12 protein-coding genes are annotated in these 18,747 nt (G+C 64.8%); 6 read left to right on the top strand and 6 right to left on the bottom strand.

Annotated features, from left to right (window positions below; genetic code table 11):
• Positions 1-144 precede the first annotated feature (144 nt).
• The 3 genes from C8J33_RS09925 (at position 145) to pdeM (ending at position 4,192) form a co-directional block, all read left to right on the top strand.
• Positions 145-783, top strand: coding sequence for a YitT family protein (locus tag C8J33_RS09925; protein WP_245507100.1), 639 nt, complete (start codon positions 145-147; stop codon positions 781-783).
• Positions 784-866: 83 nt separating this feature from the next.
• Complete coding sequence (locus C8J33_RS09930; protein WP_165929768.1) at positions 867-3,464, top strand: ligase-associated DNA damage response DEXH box helicase; 2,598 nt, start codon at positions 867-869, stop codon at positions 3,462-3,464.
• On the top strand, positions 3,464-4,192 hold the full coding sequence (pdeM, locus tag C8J33_RS09935; protein ID WP_132663964.1) for a ligase-associated DNA damage response endonuclease PdeM: 729 nt from the start codon (positions 3,464-3,466) through the stop codon (positions 4,190-4,192). Before C8J33_RS09930 ends, pdeM begins: the two co-directional genes overlap by 1 nt.
• Positions 4,193-4,393: 201 nt before the next feature.
• Here pdeM and C8J33_RS09940 read toward each other — a convergent pair whose 3' ends face one another.
• The 4 genes from C8J33_RS09940 to C8J33_RS09955 form a co-directional block, all read right to left on the bottom strand.
• A complete protein-coding gene (locus tag C8J33_RS09940) occupies positions 4,394-4,630 on the bottom strand; it encodes an Lrp/AsnC ligand binding domain-containing protein (protein ID WP_110800183.1) in 237 nt (78 codons plus the stop codon).
• 153 nt (positions 4,631-4,783) lie between these two features.
• Positions 4,784-5,584, bottom strand: coding sequence for a TIGR02186 family protein (locus tag C8J33_RS09945; RefSeq protein ID WP_132663966.1), 801 nt, complete (start codon positions 5,582-5,584; stop codon positions 4,784-4,786).
• A complete protein-coding gene (locus C8J33_RS09950) occupies positions 5,584-6,510 on the bottom strand; it encodes a sulfite exporter TauE/SafE family protein (protein ID WP_092931993.1) in 927 nt (308 codons plus the stop codon). The genes C8J33_RS09945 and C8J33_RS09950 overlap by 1 nt, the downstream gene beginning before the upstream one ends.
• A 195-nt stretch (positions 6,511-6,705) precedes the next feature.
• A complete protein-coding gene (locus C8J33_RS09955; protein ID WP_422038101.1) occupies positions 6,706-10,521 on the bottom strand; it encodes a peptidoglycan-binding protein in 3,816 nt (1,271 codons plus the stop codon).
• 374 nt (positions 10,522-10,895) lie between these two features.
• On the opposite strand from C8J33_RS09955, the gene C8J33_RS09960 reads away from it, so the two are divergent.
• The 3 genes from C8J33_RS09960 to C8J33_RS09970 all read left to right on the top strand — a co-directional run bounded on the left by C8J33_RS09960 (position 10,896) and on the right by C8J33_RS09970 (position 16,265).
• Positions 10,896-12,692: an acyl-CoA dehydrogenase C-terminal domain-containing protein gene (locus C8J33_RS09960; protein WP_132663970.1), complete on the top strand. Its 1,797-nt coding sequence runs from the start codon at positions 10,896-10,898 to the stop codon at positions 12,690-12,692.
• A 137-nt stretch (positions 12,693-12,829) separates the two neighbouring features.
• A complete protein-coding gene (locus tag C8J33_RS09965) occupies positions 12,830-14,038 on the top strand; it encodes an acetyl-CoA C-acetyltransferase (RefSeq protein ID WP_132663972.1) in 1,209 nt (402 codons plus the stop codon).
• A gap of 13 nt (positions 14,039-14,051) precedes the next feature.
• Positions 14,052-16,265, top strand: coding sequence for an FAD-dependent oxidoreductase (locus C8J33_RS09970; protein WP_132663974.1), 2,214 nt, complete (start codon positions 14,052-14,054; stop codon positions 16,263-16,265).
• Between the two features lie 132 nt (positions 16,266-16,397).
• Here C8J33_RS09970 and C8J33_RS09975 read toward each other — a convergent pair whose 3' ends face one another.
• Together C8J33_RS09975 and C8J33_RS09980 are read right to left on the bottom strand one after the other, a co-directional pair.
• Positions 16,398-17,450, bottom strand: a complete 1,053-nt coding sequence (locus C8J33_RS09975) for a Tim44 domain-containing protein (protein WP_132663976.1) — start codon at positions 17,448-17,450, stop codon at positions 16,398-16,400.
• A gap of 176 nt (positions 17,451-17,626) precedes the next feature.
• Entirely contained in the window at positions 17,627-18,658 is a 1,032-nt protein-coding gene (locus C8J33_RS09980) for a glycerophosphodiester phosphodiesterase family protein (protein WP_132663978.1), read from the bottom strand.
• Positions 18,659-18,747: the final 89 nt, after the last annotated feature.

The raw sequence follows: 18,747 nt of genomic DNA on the forward strand, positions 1-18,747 counted from the left end.
TCGTCCTTTCATGTTTGCGAAGATTGCCTTTTGTTAACGAGAGGAAACGAGCAGCCACATTGATGGTTCCTTGAACGGCTCCACACCTTTCCGTTTCCGCTGCAAAGCCGTATGCCTCTCCTTGATCAAACAAAGAGGCAGGACATGACGGCAGTCAGAGGAGCGTTCACGGCGCTGATCCATTCTCGGGCGGAGCGGCATTCGCTGCTGGAGGATGCGCAGGGCATCGTGGCCGGCAGCATGCTGGCCGTCCTCGGCGTTGCGCTGCTGCAGGGCGCCGGTCTGTTCACCGGCGGCACGGCCGGCGCGGCGTTTCTGCTGCACTATGCGACCGGACTATCCTTCGGCGCCTGCTTCTTCGCGATCAACCTGCCGTTTGCCTATCTCGCCTATCGCCGGCTGGGCATGGGTTTCACGTTGAAGACCTTTGCGGCGATCGCGCTGACGGCGCTCCTGTCCGAGATCGTGCCGGCGCAGCTCGGTCTTGCCAGCGTCGATCCGCTCGTGGGTGGCCTGTTCGGCGGACTGGCGATCGGGGCGGGCATGCTGGCGCTGTTCCGGCACCGGGCCAGCCTTGGCGGCATCGGCATCCTCGCGGTCTACATTCAGGATCGCTTTGGTTTCCGGGCAGGACTCGTGCAGCTCGGCTTCGATGCCGTGATCCTCGCCTTCGCCGTCTTTCTGGCCAGCCCCTTCATCATCCTCTGCTCCGTCCTCGGCGCGCTGGTGCTCAACCTCACCATCGCCGTGAACCATCGCAAGGACCGCTACATCGCGTTCTGACGGCGCAAGCCGCGCGTCGATTTGCGCTGCTTGCGTGCCCTGGCGTCTGGAAACAACAGGGGCTGCGTTCTACATTCGTACCCGTGAAACAGATCCCGTCCGTTCAACCCGCATCGCCGGCCTTCGCCCTGCCCGAACCGTTCCTGCGCTGGTTCTCGCGCAAGGGCTGGCAGCCGCGTGCGCATCAGCTCGATCTGCTCGCGCGAATCCGCGGCGGCGAAAGCATGTTGCTGATCGCGCCGACCGGGGCCGGCAAGACGCTTGCAGGCTTTTTGCCCTCGCTGGTGTCCCTCACCGAGCGCGGCCGGATACCGCCCGGCACCGGGTTCCACGGCATCCACACGCTCTACATCTCGCCGCTGAAGGCGCTGGCCGTCGATATCGAGCGCAATCTGATGACGCCTGTCGGCGAGATGGGGCTGCCGATCCGGGTGGAGAACCGGACCGGCGATACGCCTCAATCCAAGCGCCAGCGCCAGAAGCTCGATCCGCCGGATATTCTCCTAACGACGCCGGAGCAAGTGGCGCTGCTGATCGCCAACGGCGAAGCCGAGCGCTTCTTCAAGAATCTGGAATATGTCATCTTCGACGAGCTGCACTCGCTGGTCACCTCCAAGCGCGGCCATCTGCTGGCGCTCGGGCTCGCGCGGCTGAGGCGGCTTGCGCCCGGGCTGAAGACCATCGGCCTTTCCGCGACGGTCGCCGACCCCATGGACCTTCAGCGCTGGCTGGTGGCGCAAGTGCCGGATCGAGAGAAAGCTGCTGGCCTCATCACGGTTTCGGGCGGAGCAAAGCCCGATATCTCCATTCTCGCGAGCGAGGTTCGCGTGCCCTGGTCCGGGCATACGGCGAGCTACGCCATGCCGGAGGTCTACGAGGCGATCAAGCGGCACCGCACCGCCCTCCTCTTCGTCAACACGCGCAATCAGGCTGAGCGGCTGTTCCAGGCGCTCTGGACCATCAACGACGACAACCTGCCGATTGCCCTGCATCACGGTTCGCTCGATGTGGGCCAGCGGCGCAAGGTGGAGGCGGCCATGGCGGAAAACCGCCTGCGCGCCGTGGTCGCCACATCGACGCTCGATCTCGGCATCGACTGGGGCGATGTGGATCTCGTCATCCATGTCGGCGCGCCGAAGGGGGCGAGCCGCCTCGCCCAGCGCATCGGCCGCTCCAACCACCGCATGGACGAGCCGAGCCAGGCGATCCTCGTGCCGGCGAACCGTTTCGAGGTGATGGAATGCCAGGCGGCGCTCGATGCCAATTATCTGGGAGCACAGGACACGCCGCCGGTCGGCCGGGGTGCGCTCGACGTGCTTGCCCAGCATGTGCTCGGTATGGCCTGCGCCGCCCCGTTCGATCCGCTGGAACTTTACGATGAGATTACCAGCGCCTCGCCCTATGCCGAGCTGACATGGGAAACCTTCGAGCGCATTGTCGATTTCGTGGCGACAGGCGGCTATGCGCTGCGCACCTACGAGCGCTATGCCCGCATCCGCAAGACGGAGGACGGACTGTGGCGGGTGTCGAACGGCAAGGTCGCGCAGCAGTACCGGCTGAACATCGGCACCATCATCGAATCGCCGACGTTGAACGTGCGGCTGGTCGGCAAGATGGCCAGCAAGGCGCGCATGGGACGCGGCGGCCTGTCGCTCGGCAAGGTAGAGGAGTTCTTCCTGGAGATGCTGTCGCCGGGCGATACGTTTCTGTTCGGCGGCAAAGTTATCCGCTTCGAGGGCATCCATGAGAACGAGTGTCTGGTGACGCAGGGGTACAAGCTCGACCCGAAGATCCCTTCCTATGCCGGCGGCAAGTTCCCGCTCTCGACCTATCTCGCGGCACAGGTGCGCCGGATGCTCGCCGACCCCGAGGCTCACGCCGACCTGCCGGAGCAGGTGCGCGACTGGCTGGCGATCCAGCGTGACCTGTCCATGCTACCGCGCGAGGACGAGCTGCTGATCGAGACGTTCCCCTATGGCAACCGCCACTTCATGGTTGCCTATGCCTTCGAGGGGCGGCTTGCCCATCAGACGCTCGGCATGCTGCTGACGCGCAGGCTCGACCGGGCGGGGCTGAACCCGATGGGCTTCGTCGCCACGGATTATTCGCTGGCCATCTGGTGCATGGAGGACATGACGCAGGCGTTCGAAGCCGGCCACCCGTCGCTTGCCGAGCTTTTCGACGAGGACATGCTGGGCGACGATCTTGAGGCGTGGCTGGACGAGAGCTATCTCTTGAAACGCACCTTCCGCAACTGCGCCATCATCGCCGGACTCATCGAGCCTCGGCATCCCGGGAAGGAGAAGACCGGCCGGCAGGTCACGGTCTCCAGCGACCTGATCTACGACGTGCTGCGCAGCCACGAGCCGGACCACATCCTGCTGGAAGCGACGCGCAACGATGCGGCAACAGGGCTTTTGGATATCGGCCGGCTTGGCGATATGCTGGTGCGAATCAAGAGCCACATCGTCCACCGGCCGCTCGAAAAGGTTTCTCCGCTCGCCGTCCCGATCATGCTGGAAATCGGCCGGGAATCCGTGCCGGGCCAGGCGCCGGACGCGCTGCTGGCGGAAGCCGCCGACGAGCTGATCTTCGAGGCGATGGGCGAACACGCCGACATGCCGGCTCTTTCGAAAGACTCTGACAAGCCGGTGGATCGACCGGTGGGAATAATTCGCTGATGCACCGCCTCTACCATGCCAGCCGCACCGCGGCCGATGCCTACCCCGCCCTCTCCGAGCGCATCGCCATCAACGGCGTCGCCGCCGTCTGCGATCCGCTTGGCGGCCTTCACCTGCCGGATCACGACGTGCTCGTCGTCTCAGACCTGCACCTCGAAAAAGGCTCGGCCTTCGCCCGCCGCGGCATGATGCTGCCGCCTTACGACACGCTTTCGACGCTGAAGATCCTGCAGGCTATCATCGCCCGCCACAACCCGAAGACCGTCATCAGCCTTGGCGACAATTTCCATGATCGCGTCGGCTCCGCTTTGATGCCGGAGATGTTTCGTCAGATGATCGTCGACATGGCGCGCGGGCGCGAATGGATCTGGATCAACGGCAACCACGACCCGGACGGTGCCGCGACCCTGCCGGGCACATCCCTCGACGAATTGCGGCTTAACGGCCTCACATTCCGGCACGAGCCGAGCGTCGATGCGATCCCAGGCGAAATCGCCGGCCACCTTCACCCCGCCGCCATCGTCCGCCGCCGCGAGAAATCCGTGCGCCGCGCCTGTTTCGCCACCGACGGCACCCGCCTCGTCATGCCCGCCTTCGGCGTCACCACCGGCGGCATGGACCTCGCCCACCCCAACATCTGCCGCCTGTTCGACCAGACGAGACTGACCGCCCACATGCTGGGCCGGGATCGGATCTACTCGGTGCGGTTTGCGAATTTGCGGGGGTGATTGGGGTGTGTGCTCGGCGGGTGTGGCCGCCCCTCATCCGGCTGCCGCCACCTTCTCCCCGCGAGCGGGGCGAAGGGACATCTGGCACCCTTTGTGCTTACCAATAAGAGTCAGATCGAGGGCCACCACAAGTCTCTTCTCCCCGTCAAAACGGGGAGAAGATGCCGGCAGGCAGATGAGGGGCCGCTCGGAGGTAGCAATCTAAAACGCGTTGAACGTCAGCGTGGTCAGCGAGCGGGTGATGCCGGGGACGGTGGCGAGGTGGTCGTTGATGAACTTGCCGATGTCCTGGCCTTCTTCGATGTAGACTTTGATGATCAGGTCGTAGTCGCCGGAGGTGGAGTACATTTCCGAGACGATTTCCTTGCGGTAGATCGCGTCGGCGACCTCGTAGGTCTTGCCGGGGGCGCATTGGAGCTGGACGAAGATCGGCTTCATGACGGTTGGTCCTCATATGTTTCTGCACGACATAGGGCAGAATCGCGGTCTGTGGAACCGTGGCGTTCTGGAAGGTGACGGGACTTTTCCTTCCGTCGCGTCGGAAGGCGACGCCTTTCTCCCTAGTCGCGTCGGAAGGCGACGCCTTTCTCCCTAGTCGCGTCGGAAGGCGACGCTGGCGGCCCAGCCGGTGATGACGGCGAGGAGGACGGCGAAGAGGCCGTAGAAGAAGGGGTGCTTGTGGGCGGCCTCGGTGATGGCGGCTTCGAGGCCCGTTTTGACGACCCGGAGCGGCAGGGCCTTGGCGGCCACGAACACGCCGTCGCGGAAGAGATAGGCGCGCACGACATGGACGCCGTTGGGCACGTCGGCCGGCAGGCGCACGGAGGCCTTGAAGAGGCTGGCGGAGATGAACTGCACCCCGCCGGGATCGCGCTGGTAGACGCCGCTCGTTTCGCGCAGGCGCCGGAAGGCACTGCGAAACTCGGTGACGCTGCTGCCGTCACCGATATAGCCGATCGGGCTCAGCGTCATGTGGGCCACGCCGATGCCCATATTGTTCATCTCGTTGGCCGGGGCGATGGCATCGATGTCGCGCGTGCTCGACAGGGAATAGGATTCCGGCACGAGTTCGAACGTCATCGACTGGGTGTTGACCCAGATGCCGAACACGCGGCGCTTCTTGCGCACGGTGGCACTTTCCTTCGGGCCTTCCAGCGAGACGACGATGTTGTATTTGCCCTGCGCCAGAAGGTCGGGCGCAAAGCCGTCGATCGCGCCGAAAATCGTGAGGTCGGCGCCGCGGAAGTCGGAGGTGATGGCGATTTCGTCGGTGGAGATACCGATGTCGAGCTTTTCGGTGAACTCGTCCACGCGGCTCTGGGCGGCGGCGGAAGCCGCGAGAGCGAGAACCACGAGGAGGCTTGCGAGAAGGCTGGGGACAAGACGGGGCATCAGAAGCCGGACCCCGACGAGATGACCGAATAGATGTCGGCGGGCGGCAGCACGAGCTCGACCGCAAGCCGGATGCCGACGGCCAGCACCAGCAGAGCCAGCAGCGCCCGCAATTGCTCGCCGCGCAGCTTCTGCCCGACGCGCACGCCATATTGCGCCCCGATGACGCCGGCGATCATCAGCACGAAGGCAAGGACGATATCGACGGTGTAGTTGGCCGTCGCCTGGACGATGACGGTGTAGGCGGACACGAAGATGATCTGGAACAGCGACGTCCCCACGACGACATTGGTGGGGATGCGCAGGAGATAGATCATCGCGGGCACCATGATGAAGCCGCCGCCGACCCCCATGACGGAGGTGAGGATGCCGATGCAGAAGCCGAGGCCTGCGACCGGGATGATGCTGAGATAGATCTTCGACTTCTTGAACCGCACCTTGAGGGGCAGGCGGTGGATCCAGCCGTGGTGGCCGGGACGGCGCAACGGCATGGTCTCGTTGCGCTTGGCACGTCGCAACGCGCTGATGCTTTCGGCCAGCATCAGCGAGCCGACGGAGCCGAGCAGCAGCACATAGGCAAGCGAAATCACCAGATCGAGCTGGCCGATGCGGCGCAGGGCGGCAAAGATCCAGATGCCGAGCGTCGCCCCCGCCAAGCCCCCGAGCAGCAGAACGGTGCCGAGCTTGATATCGATGGTGCCGCGGCGGAAATGAGTGATGGCGCCGGAGATGGAGGAAGCGACGACCTGATTGGCGCCCGTGGCGACGGCAACGACCGGCGGGATGTTGTAGAAGATCAGCAGCGGCGTGATGAGGAATCCGCCGCCGACGCCGAACATGCCGGAGAGAAAGCCGACGGCCGCCCCCATGCCGAGGATGATCAGCACGTTCACCGACAATTCCGCAATGGGCAGGTAGATCGTCACGGCCGGACCTCAAACGTCGAACAGAGCGCCGTATCTGACGGACGCTCTCAAACGAAGGCAGCGCGAACCGCAAGAGACCGCGCCCTTTGCCTCAGTATGCACCGGGCTGCTGCATAATGTCTAAACGGCGTCCGGCTTTCTCGAACTTTGGCCCCGGACGCAGCGGAACGCGCGTCCGATTGCGTCACGCCGAGATCAGCCGTTGCGCTTCAGCAGCTCCTTGACAAGGGCGTCGGTGATGCGGCCGTTCGGCTCCTGGCCGATCGAGGTCTGGAAGGCCTTGATGGCGTTGACGGTCTTGGCGCCGAGCGCGCCATCCGGCGTACCCGCATCGAAGCCGTTATTGTTGAGGATGGCCTGAATGTTGCGGACGGCCTTCTTCATATCGACCGAGGACGTCTTGGTGCCCTTGCCGACCCAGGTGTCCGGAACCGTCGTGTCGTTACCCTTCGGATCGAGCGTTGCCGGCTTCCAGGCGGCGACCTTGGCCTTGGCGGCCGTCAGCTGGTCCGGAGACAGTTCCTTTTCCACCTGATCGCGCTTCTGGGCCGCATCCGTATCGCCATCGGCGGCCGCGACCGAGAACCACTTGTAGGATTCCGAGAGGTCCTTCGCGACGCCGTTACCGCGGGCATAGAGAATGGCGAGGTTGAACTGGCTGTCGCGCAGGCCGAGGTCTGCGGCCTTCGCAAACCACATGCTGGCGAGCGTGAAGTCCGGATTGGCGCCGCTGCCGCTGGCCAGCATGACCGCGAGGTTGTGCATGGCATTGGCATTGCCGCTCTCGGCCGCCTGCTGGTAGAGCGCACGGGCCCGGGCGGGATCGCGCGGAACGCCGGTGCCCTTTTCATAGAGGCTGCCGAGGCGATACTGCGCGGGAACCACGCCGGCATCCGCCGCGCGCTGGTACCATTCGGCAGCCTTGGCGAAGTCGGCCTTGACGCCGCGGCCTTCGGTATAGACCGCGCCGATTTCGAAGTAGGCCTTGGGATCGCCGGCACGGGCCGCATCGGCAAGCGCTGCCGGCACGATTTCAGCCGACACCTCGACGGGAGCTACGGACGCCGGTGCTTCGGATGCCTGCGCAACGGGTGTTTCGGCCGGAGCATTCTCCGCTGCCGGTGCTGTCGCCTGCGGCTCCGATGCCGCGGCACTTTCGCTACCGGTTGCCTCGCCTTGCGGCTGCAGCGAACTCAACGGTGTGACGCCTTCGTCCGACGCCTGTGGCGCGGGTTCGCTGGTGGGCGCAGCCAGGGCCGGCGCCGCGTCCGAGGGGATTTCCGATGCGGCATCGGCGGGGGCCGTTTCCATCGCGGCCGGCGTTTCGATGGTTGTGACGGGTGCCGCCGCCTGCTCGTGCTTCATCAGCGTGCTGACGAGCGGATAGGAGAGGATGGCGAGGAGCACCGCGCCGACGGCCATGAGGATCGGGCGGCGATGACGGGCAAGGGCGCTCGGGGCGGCACCCGGACGGGCCGCTATACGGTTGCCGGTGTCCACTTCCTGCGCTGCCTGCTGGGCTGCACGGCGGGCTGCCGCGATGAAATCGGACTTGTCGCCGTCTCCCGAAACAGCCGGATATGCCGCCTGTCCCGCGCGAACGCGCTCCAGGATCCGCTTGACATCGGGCGTGCCGGAGCCCGGCTCCAGCAGCTGGTTGGCAGCGTCCGGATTGATGGTTTCCAGCGCATCGATCGACGGCGTCGGCTCGACGAACTGGCGCTCCACGGGGGCTGCCTGCTTGCCGCGCTTGGCCGAAAAGCGGCTGGTGAGGCCGGAGAGAAGGCCGGTGCGGGCGGCGGGGGCATCGACCGGCGCCGATGTTGCGGGCTCGCGGCGTTCGGCGTCGGCGGCATGCGCGGCATCGATGCCGATGTTCTCGGCGACCCGGTGGTCGCGTTCCCCAGGCATCGCGACGGTGGCGCGCATGTTGCGCGTCAGGTCGTCATAGCTGCTACCGCCGACCTCTTCGCGCTCCAGAAAGGCGGGCGTTTCGGCACGGGGCATCGGTGCCGCCGTATCGCGGCGGCCGAAGGCGGGGGCGGGCTCGTCGCGGAGCATGTCATCACGGAGCATGGGCGCGGAGGCCCGCTCCTCGATACGCTCCAGCTTGTCGGCGATGTGCACGAGCGTTTCGTGCAGTGCCTCGAAGGTGCGGGCGGTGCGCTCGTCGCTCGAGCGGCTGAGATCTTCCAGCGTCTTCAGGTCGTCGGCGAGCGCCGAGATGGCGGCGATATCGGCAATGGCCGGGGCTGCCGACTGTGTCATGCCGTTGCGCGTATAGGCTTCCATCACGGCTTCGGCGGCCTGACGGGCGGCCTCGATGATGTATTCGTCGCTGGAGGCGAGATAATCCTCCAGCGCGTTCATGCGGCCCTCGACTTCGGCGGGCACGGCGGCTGCGACCTCGCGCGGCTCGCTGATGAGGAAGGAGAGATTGGCGATCTGGTCCTGCAGGCTGCGCAGCACCTGGCCATCGTCATAAGGGGCAGCATGCGTCTCATCGAGACGCTGGGCGATACCCGACAGCTGGTCTTCGAGGCGCAGGAAGCGATCGTCGACCAGCGGTGCGGGGCTGTCGAGGCCATCGATACGGCGGGCGAGATCGTCGAAGCGGCGGGCCAGCGTGTCGCTCACATCACCGGTATCGAGTGCATCGATCTTGGCGGAGATTTCGGCGAGGTGACCGCTGAGGTCGGGCTGCGGCGAGGCGCGCTCGGCGCGCTCCATCATGGCGGAAAGATGATCGAGGCGCTCTTCGAGGCGGGCGGCGGCTTCGGCGTTGACCAGATCTTCCACGCGCGCGGACAGCGCTTCGATGCGGGAAGCGAGGCCATTGTCGGCGGGAAAGGCGAGATCGTCGATCTGGCGCGACAGGTCGACGAGCCGGCTTTCGACGCGGGTGACGCCCGGGCTGTCGGATGTGGACGCCGTGCGGCCGCTGGCGACGATGGCGCGGCTGATCTCGTCCAGGCGCGCATCGAGATCGGCGAACTGCTCCTGGAAACGGCGATCGTCCGGCTGCATGTGGCGGCCGATCAGGTCGATGGCCTGTGCCACGGCCACGAGCTTGTCCTCCAGCGCATAGAGCGCCGGGCCATTGTTCATGGTGCCGAGCTGCGACTTGATCTCGTCGAGGCGATAGGCCAGCGCAACGAGTTCGTCGTCGCGGGCGGCATCGAACACGTTCAGCCGGTCCTCGACGCCGGTCCAGCGGCTCTCCATACGGCGCACGCTTTCCTCGCGTGCGAGACCGTCGATCATGGCGCGCATCTCGTCGAGATCGGCGCGCAGGGCATCGCTGTCGGAGGTCGTCGGCTGGCGGCCGAGATCGGCCAGCGCGAGCGAGAGACGCTGCAGGTCCTGACGGATATCGTGTGCGAGCGCATCGCCCTGCGTGGCGGCGGCGGCGATGCCGTGCATCTCGCTGCGCAGCGACGACATTTCGCGGGAAAGACCCTGCTCGATATCGCGCTTCAGGTCCTGGCGAAGGCCGACCAGAGCCGTGGCGATATCGCGAACGGCGGCATCCGACATGGCGGCGGGTGCAGCCTGCGGAACGGGACGGGATGCGGCGCGCACCGGCTCGGCCGCGATCCGTGCGGAACGATCATCGTCCAGCGAACGGCGCGGAGGCTGGCGGTCGTCATAGGCGGGCATGACGTAGCGGTCGGGCGAACGGGAGACGGCGGGGGCCGGTGCCGTGGCTGGCGTGGAGGGCGCGCGCGTCTGGATCTGATGGCGCTCGGTCGCCTTTTCCAGACGGGTGGCGCTCAGCGCGCGCTGGCGCTGAAGGATTTCGGAAATGGCATCGGCACGGGAAACCGGGCGTTCGGCAATGGCGGGACGTGGCTCCACTCTTGCCGCTTCCGGCGGACGGGCCTCGCGCTTGGCGGGCGCGATCAAGCCTTCGATCCGGGCTTCCAGGCCTTCGATCGTGCGGTTGAGAGCTTCCAGCGAGGAACGCTCGCCGTGCCGACCGTCAAGACGCTCGTCGGCCGGCATGCCCATCCGGGGAGGAGTTGATCGCGATCCGTTCATGTTTGCTTTCGCCTCTTCGCCTGGCATTCCCCGAACACGACTGAAGGATCAGGCCCCTTGAGCCGGTGGACAAGGCTGCGGACGACTCGGAACGGAACAAGCAGCATTGACCTCTCGCGCCACTTTCCCGGAACGTGGTAAACAAGCCGTTAACCTGTGGGAGGATTTCGGATTCGGCCTTCGAAAATCCCGGACGACGCCACGCCTTAGGGTGCCGTTTACGCCAGATTGTTCGGGCAAAATGCTGCGGACCTGAATTTTGACGTTTACGCGCACGTCAGTTTTTAATAGAGTACCCTCATGAATGGCCTTATGAGGTTAGGCCGCAGGGAGGAAGACAGTCGATGCCCATCTACAAGGCTCCGGTCGAGGATACGCTTTTCATTCTTAACGACGTGCTCGGCATCGAGCGCTACAACAATATTCCCGGTTTCTCGGACGTGACGCCCGACATGCTGGATGCCATCGTCGGCGAAGCCGCAAAGCTTGCTGAGGAAGTGCTTTTCCCGCTGAACCTCTCCGGCGACCAGGAAGGCTGCGTGCGCCACCCGGACGGTTCGGTTACGACGCCCAAGGGGTTCAAAGAAGCCTATGAGCTCTACCGCGAAAGCGGCTGGCTCGGCCTTGCCGCACCGGAAGAATTCGGCGGCCAGGGCCTGCCCTACACGCTGCACACGGCGATCGGCGAATACATGTCCTCCGCCAACATGTCGCTGACCATGTATCCCGGCCTGACGCAGGGCGCGATCGCCGCCATCATCGAGCATGGCACGGACGAGCAGCGCGCCACCTACCTGCCGAAGATGATCGCCGGCGAATGGACGGGAACGATGAACCTGACGGAGCCGCACTGTGGCACCGATCTCGGGCTCCTGCGCTCCAAGGCCGTGCCGCAGCCGGACGGCAGCTACAAGATTTCCGGGCAGAAGATCTTCATCTCCGCCGGCGAACACGACATGGCCGACAACATCATCCATCTCGTTCTCGCCCGCATCGAAGGCGCGCCCGAAGGGACGAAGGGTATCTCGCTCTTCATCGTGCCGAAGTTCATCGTGGAAGCCGACGGCACGCCGGGCACGCGCAACGGTGCGACCTGCGGTGCCATCGAGCACAAGATGGGCATTCACGGCAACTCGACCTGCGTCATGAATTATGACGATGCGACGGGCTACCTGATCGGCCCGGCCAATCGCGGCCTGAACGCCATGTTCGTCATGATGAACGAGGCCCGGCTCGGCGTCGGCCTTCAGGGCCTCTCCGTTTCGGAAATCGCCTATCAGAACGCCGTTGCCTACGCGCGCGAGCGCCTTCAGGGCCGCTCGCTGTCGGGCATCAAGGCGCCGGACAAGAAGGCCGATCCGCTGATCGTCCACCCCGACATCCGCCGCGTGCTGATGACCATCCGCGCCTTCAACGAGTCCAGCCGCGCCTTCACGCTGTGGACCGCACTGAAGTCGGACGTGGCGCATCGCTCTGAGGACGAGGCCGAACGCCAGACGGCGGACGATCTACTTGGCCTCGTGACGCCGATCCTCAAGGGCGTGCTGACCGACCGCGGCTTCGACCACGCCGTCATGGCCCAGCAGGTCTTCGGCGGGCACGGCTATATCGAAGAGCACGGCATGAGCCAGTATGTGCGCGATGCGCGCATCGCCATGATCTATGAGGGTGCGAACGGCATCCAGGCGCTCGACCTCGTCGGCCGCAAGCTCGGCCTCAACGGCGGTCGCGCCGTGATGGCTCTGTTCAAGGAGATCGGCGACTTCTGCGACGAGAACCGCGGCGACGAGCAGATGACCGCCTATACCAAGGCGCTCAAGAAAAGCCTCAACGACCTGCAGTCGGCGTCCATGTGGTTCATGTCGAACGCCATGGCGAAACCCGACAATGCCGGTGCCGGCTCGACAGACTACATGCACCTCAGCGGCCTCGTCGTGCTCGGCTACATGTGGGCGAAGATGGCCAAGACCGCACAGGGGCTGCTCGCATCGGGCGCCGGTGACCGCGAGGACTTCCTGAAGAACAAGCTGTTGACCGCGACCTTCTACATGGACCGCATCCTGCCCGAGACGGCCCTGCGCCGCTCGCGCATCGAGGCGGGATCGGATACGCTCATGGCACTCGACGCCGCCGCATTCTGAAACTCGAGATTGTACCTTAGAGCGCCGCGCGTCATTCATGACGCGCTAAGGTCGCTCTAACACTTTAAGCTTGCTGCATAATTTTATCGCCTCCACGGATAGATCGACGGCTTTGAGCCGATTGGGAGAACGGGATCATGACTGACGTATTCATTTACGACCATGTGCGCACGCCACGCGGTCGCGGCAAGAAGGACGGCGCCCTCCATGAGGTGCCGACGCCCCGCCTTGCCGCACGCATGCTCGAAGCGCTGCGCGACCGCAACGACCTCGATACGAATACCGTCGACGACATCATCATGGGTTGCGTCGATCCGGTGTTTGAAGCCGGCGCCGTGATCCCGAAGGCCGCGGCCTTCGAGGCGGGCTATTCCAACCGCGCACCGGGGATCCAGATCTCCCGCTTCTGCGCATCGGCGCTCGATGCCATCAATCTCGCGGCCGGCAAGATCGCGCAGGGCGCAGACGACATCGTCATCGCCGGCGGCGTCGAGAGCATGTCGCGCGTCGGCATGGGCATGTCGGGCGGCGCCTGGTACATGGACCCCTCCGTCAGCCTCCCCGGCTACTTCATGCCGCAGGGCGTGTCGGCCGATCTGATCGCGACGAAGTACGGCTTCTCGCGCGATGACGTGGATGCCTATGCCGTCGAGAGCCAGCGCCGTGCCGGTGTTTCCTGGGAGAAGGGCTATTTCGACCGGTCCGTCGTTCCGGTGAAGGACCAGAACGGCATCGTCATCCTCGCCAAGGACGAGCATATGCGTCCGACGACGACGATGCAGAACCTTGCCGGCCTCAACCCCTCCTTCCAGATGCCCGGCGAGATGGGCGGCTTCGAGTCCGTCGGCATCCAGGCGCATCCGGAAATCGAGAAGATCAACTACGTCCACCATGCAGGCAACTCGTCGGGCATCGTTGACGGCGCCGGCCTCGTTCTGCTCGGTTCCAAGGCCGGCGGCGAGAGCCTCGGCCGCAAGCCGCGCGCCCGCATCAAGGCCTTCGCGAACATCGGCTCCGACCCGGCGCTCATGCTAACCGGCCCTGTGGACGTGACGGAAAAGCTGCTGAAGCGTGCCGGCATGACGATCGGCGATATCGACCTGTTCGAGCTGAACGAGGCCTTTGCCGCCGTGGTGCTGCGCTACCTCCAGGCTTTCGACATCTCGCACGACATCATGAACGTCAATGGCGGCGCCATCGCGCTCGGCCATCCGCTCGGCGCCACCGGCGCGATGATCCTCGGCACGGTGCTCGACGAGCTTGAACGTCGCGACCTTAACACCGCCCTCGTCACGCTCTGCATCGGCGCGGGCATGGGCACCGCTACGATCATCGAACGCGTCTGAGGGGGAGAGAACCATGAGCTACACCAATTTCACCATCGAAACGGACGCCGACGGCATCGCTCTCGTGACCTGGGACATGCCGGACAAGTCGATGAACGTGTTCACGGCCGAGGTCCTGCGGGAGCTCGCCGCTGTCAACGACGCGATCGTGAAGGACGAAGCCATTAAGGGTGTCGTCTTCACCTCGGGCAAGGCGACCTTCTCGGGCGGCGCCGATCTCTCGATGATCAAGGGCATGTTCACCTTCCAGGCTGAAGAGAAGAAGAAGAACCCGGAAACCGCAGCGCAGAAGCTGTTCGAGCTTTGCGGCGAGATGACGGGCCTGTTCCGCAAGATCGAGACCTCCGGCAAGCCGTGGGTTTCCGCCATCAATGGTACCTGCATGGGCGGCGCCTTCGAGCTGTCGCTCGCCTGCCATGGCCGCGTCGCCTCCAACTCCAAGGCGGTCAAGATCGCCCTGCCTGAAGTGAAGGTCGGGATCTTCCCCGGCGCCGGTGGCACGCAGCGCGTGCCGCGTCTCACCAATGCGCAGGATGCTCTGCAGATGATGACGACCGGGCAGACGCTGACGCCCCAGCGCGCCAAGGCGCTCGGCCTCGTACACGAGCTTGCCGCTCCCGAGGCGTTGATCGAAGCCGCCAAGGCCATGATCAGGAACGGCCTGAAGGCTGTCCAGCCATGGGACGAAAAGGGCTTCAAGGCGCCCGGCGGCTCCATGTGGAGCGCGGCGGGTGCCCAGCTCTGGCCGGCCGCCTCCGGTATCCTGCGCCGCGAGACCTACGGCAACTATCCCGGCGCGCTGGCCATCGTGAAGTGCGTCTATGAAGGTCTTCAGGTTCCCTTCGATACGGCGCTGAAGATCGAGCAGCGCTACTTCACGCAGATCCTGCAGACCACCGAGGCCTTCTCGATGATCCGCTCGCTGTTCGTCTCCATGCAGGAACTCGGCAAGGGCGCACGCCGGCCGGCCGGCGTTCCGAAGTCGGACTTCAAGCATGTCGGCGTCATCGGCGCAGGCTTCATGGGCGCCTCCATCGCCTACGTCACAGCCGCCGCCGGCATTCCCGTCACCCTCATCGACCGCGACATCGACGCGGCGACCAAGGGCAAGGCGCATTCCGAAGGTTTGGTGAAGGACAGCGTGGCCAAGGGCCGCATGACGCAGGAAAAGGGCGAACAGCTGCTCGCGCTGATCACCCCGTCCGCCGATTATGCAGACCTGAAGACCTCTGATTTCGTGGTCGAGGCCGTGTTCGAGGATCGCAAGGTCAAGAAGGACGTGATCGAGGCCGTCGAAGCCGTGCTGTCTCCCGACGCGATCTTCGCATCCAACACCTCGACGCTGCCGATCACCGGTCTTGCCGAGAACTCCAAGCGTCCGGCCCAGTTCATCGGCGTCCACTTCTTCTCGCCGGTCGAGAAGATGATGCTGACCGAGGTCATTCTCGGCAAGGAAACCGGCGACGCGGCGCTTGCCAGGGCGCTCGACTATATCGCCGCGATCAAGAAGACCCCGATCGTCGTCAACGACACGCGCGGCTTCTACGTCAACCGTTGCGTCTTCCGCTACATCCACGAAGCCTATGACATGCTGATCGAAGGCGTGCCGGCGGTGATGATCGAGAACGTGGCCAAGATGGCCGGCATGCCGGTCGGCCCCCTCTCGCTCAACGACGAGGTCGCCATCGACCTGTCGCAGAAGATCCTCAAGGCAACCGTTGCCGATCTCGGCGAACAGGCGGTCGATCCGGCGCATCTCGAACTCGTCAACAAGCTCGTCGATGATCTCGACCGGCGCGGACGCAAGAATGGCAAGGGTTTCTACGACTATCCGGAGAAGCCGGCGAAGAAGCACATCTGGGCGGGCCTGAAGGATCTCTACCCGCAGAAGCCAGCGGACGAACTCGACGTTCAGACGCTCAAGGACCGCTTCCTCGTCACCATTGCGCTGGAGGCTGCCCGCACCATCGAAGAGGGCATCGTCACCGATCCGCGCGAGGCCGATGTCGGCTCCATCCTCGGCTTCGGCTTTGCGCCCTATACCGGCGGCACGTTGTCCTACATCGACGGCATGGGCGCCAAGGCCTTCGTCGCCCTCTGCGAGAAGCTGGCGCTAAGCTATGGCGACCACTTCGCGCCGACACCGCTGCTGAAGGACATGGCAGCCAAGGGCGAAACCTTCTACGGCCGCTTCGACCCTTACGCAAAGGTCGCTGCCGCTGCCTGATAGAAGCTGTCAGCGGGCTTGCCGATGGAACCCGGCCCGGACGAAGTCGATAATGAAAAAGGCCGGCGCATTGTGCGCCGGCCTTCTCTTTTGGGACCTATATCTCTCGGGGGCAGAGCCGCCGCAACGGGATCAGGATGCCTGGATGGCCGAGACCTGCCACTGGGTGGAAGGCCGGCGGAAGAAGGTCCAGACTTCGGTCGCTTCGGTCGGGCGATCCGGATCGCCTTCGACGACCTTGCCGGTGTTGCGGTCGCGGGTCACGTCGATGCTCTCGTAGCGCATCGCGACCGTTGCGAATTCTCCGGGTTCCTCGCGCCAGGATTCGGCCAGGTCACCCTGGAGAAGCTTGACGTCGTGGACTTCGTTGCGCACGCCCTTGGTCGCGTTTTCGCTCAGTTCCTCGGCGAGCCACGACATGGCTTCCGGCGTCGTCAGACGACGCAGGGCACCGTAGTCTTCGGCGCCGTAGGCTGTCTGCACGTCCTTCAGCATGGTCTCGAAACGCTCCAGATCGGCCGGGCCGATGCCGAGCTCATCCGAAACGGCGGCGGAGCGCGCCGGCTGGGCCTGCGGTGCAGGGCCGCCTCCGATGCGGGGGATGGAGAAGCCCGGGCCGCGCGAAGCTTGCGCATTTGCCTGTGCCGGCCCCTGCGCCGGCAAATTTGCCGCCTCGCGGGCGTAGCCGTTGTACGAACTGCTGGTAGCACCGCCAGCTCCTGCACGACCGGTTGCTGGCTGCTGCTGGCGATTGCGAAGGAAGCGCATCAGCAGCATTGCGGCACCGGCGATCAGCGCGAGCTGAAGCAGCATGCCGAGGAAGCCGGCAGCGCCGCCGAAGCCGTTGCCCATCATCATGCCGAGCAGGCCGCCGAGCGCAAGGCCGCCCAGCAGCGAACCGCCAAAGCCGCCAAAGAAGCCACCGGGACGACGCGCGGGCGCGGTCTGGGCGGCACCCGGCTGGTTCTGCGCCGCGTTCGGGCGGGTCGATTGCGGGGTCATGGTCCGGTCGATCGGCGCCGTGGTGTTCGGGGCCGTACGCGTGACGGGCGGTGCGGAGAAGGTGCGCGTACCGCGGCTACCGAAGCCACCGCCTGCACGGCGTGCTTCTGCGAAATCCGTCGCCGTGATGACGAGCGTCATCGCGACCGCCGACAATACTGCAAATTTCTTCAATCCTGACATGCCTCATCCCCGTTATCATTCAACCGGGTCGCTAAACCCTTATGCTGGATATATGGGCATGAATGCCGCGTGTTGAAAGGGTTTTGAGCATCGTTCACGAAAACGGCATCGGCCGTGACGGAACAGCTGGACACAAACGTCCATCCCACGCCGCAGTCGGCGCTCTCGACGTTTGGTCAGTTCGTCAGGTCGTAGGGAATGCGATAGCCGGTCTTTTCCAGCCAGGCGATCAGGGCCTTCGGCTCATCGGTCTGGATGATCGTCGCGCCACGGTCGATCCAGAAGCCCCAGCTTTCGAGCGGCTTGCCGTCGATGACAGCGCGCTCATCCCCGCGACCGCCCGCCTGCATGCCCGGTGCGCGGTTGATGATCGTGTAGGTATTGACCCACTGGTGCCAGTTGCCGCGGATGGCGGCAGCGCGGGCCTTGGCGGAGAACAGCACGCCGCCATCCACCGTCTGCGGTGCATCGTCGGCGTGCCAGTGGACGAGTTCAGCGGCCGGCGCACTGAAGCTCGACGTCGCCTTCGCCATGAAATCCGGATCGTGTACGGCATCGTCGGCGAGGATGGGCAGGAACGTGACGTCGGGACCGATCGCTGTCATCAGCGCCCTGGCGTCGGCGATGCGCCTGTCGTTCCAAAGGTTTTCCTTGACGAGGATCTGCTCCGCCATCCCGAGGCGACGCGCGAGCGTCGCCACCTCCGGCAGGATGTCCGGCGTCAGCTTATTGTCGATGTTGACGAGGATGCGGCCGCGGGTCTCGATGAGGGCTTGCTCCAGCGTCGGCACCGTCTCATCCGTCGCATGACCGTCAGCCTCGACCACGAGGCGGCAGGTTTTCAGCGTGGCCAATGGTGTCGTGCGGGTTTCGCCGCGGCAGGTCGTGGTGCGATCCAGAAAATCGTCGTGCATGAGGATCAGCGTGCCGTCGGAGGACTTGCGGACATCGAGCTCGATCATCTCGGCACCGAGTGCGATGGCGTTACGGATCGCATCGAGCGAATTCTCCGCGCGGATCATGCGGCCGTTTTCCTTCCAGCCCGTCCGGTGCGCGACGACCATGATGTGACTGCGCCAGGCATTGGCGTTCTTCAATCGGTCGAGGATCCGGGCAGTCCGCGTGTTATCGACCGCCTGGGCGGGAAAGGTCGAGACCATAGCGATGCAGAAGGCGAATGCGGAGATAAGAAGACCGGTCCGGCGCATCGTGCAAGCCCTTTGGACGGTTGCGTGTCCGCTGGGCTTAGAATCCGGCCGTGACAGCGCCGTGAAGCTGCGATGACGGGAGCATGAAG

Source organism: Rhizobium sp. PP-CC-3G-465 (assembly GCF_004343445.1).
Taxonomy (GTDB): domain Bacteria; phylum Pseudomonadota; class Alphaproteobacteria; order Rhizobiales; family Rhizobiaceae; genus Ferranicluibacter; species Ferranicluibacter rubi.

Bases quoted from the DNA above. Each gene is read 5' to 3' on its own strand.
- C8J33_RS09945 (WP_132663966.1), bottom strand. From the start codon at position 5,584: ATGCCCCGTCTTGTCCCCAGCCTTCTCGCAAGCCTCCTCGTGGTTCTC.
- C8J33_RS09965 (WP_132663972.1), top strand. From the start codon at position 12,830: ATGACTGACGTATTCATTTACGACCATGTGCGCACGCCACGCGGTCGC.
- pdeM (WP_132663964.1), top strand. From the start codon at position 3,464: ATGCACCGCCTCTACCATGCCAGCCGCACCGCGGCCGATGCCTACCCC.
- C8J33_RS09925 (WP_245507100.1), top strand. From the start codon at position 145: ATGACGGCAGTCAGAGGAGCGTTCACGGCGCTGATCCATTCTCGGGCG.
- C8J33_RS09955 (WP_422038101.1), bottom strand. From the start codon at position 10,521: ATGGGCATGCCGGCCGACGAGCGTCTTGACGGTCGGCACGGCGAGCGT.
- C8J33_RS09940 (WP_110800183.1), bottom strand. From the start codon at position 4,630: ATGAAGCCGATCTTCGTCCAGCTCCAATGCGCCCCCGGCAAGACCTAC.
- C8J33_RS09980 (WP_132663978.1), bottom strand. From the start codon at position 18,658: ATGCGCCGGACCGGTCTTCTTATCTCCGCATTCGCCTTCTGCATCGCT.
- C8J33_RS09970 (WP_132663974.1), top strand. From the start codon at position 14,052: ATGAGCTACACCAATTTCACCATCGAAACGGACGCCGACGGCATCGCT.
- C8J33_RS09975 (WP_132663976.1), bottom strand. From the start codon at position 17,450: ATGTCAGGATTGAAGAAATTTGCAGTATTGTCGGCGGTCGCGATGACG.
- C8J33_RS09960 (WP_132663970.1), top strand. From the start codon at position 10,896: ATGCCCATCTACAAGGCTCCGGTCGAGGATACGCTTTTCATTCTTAAC.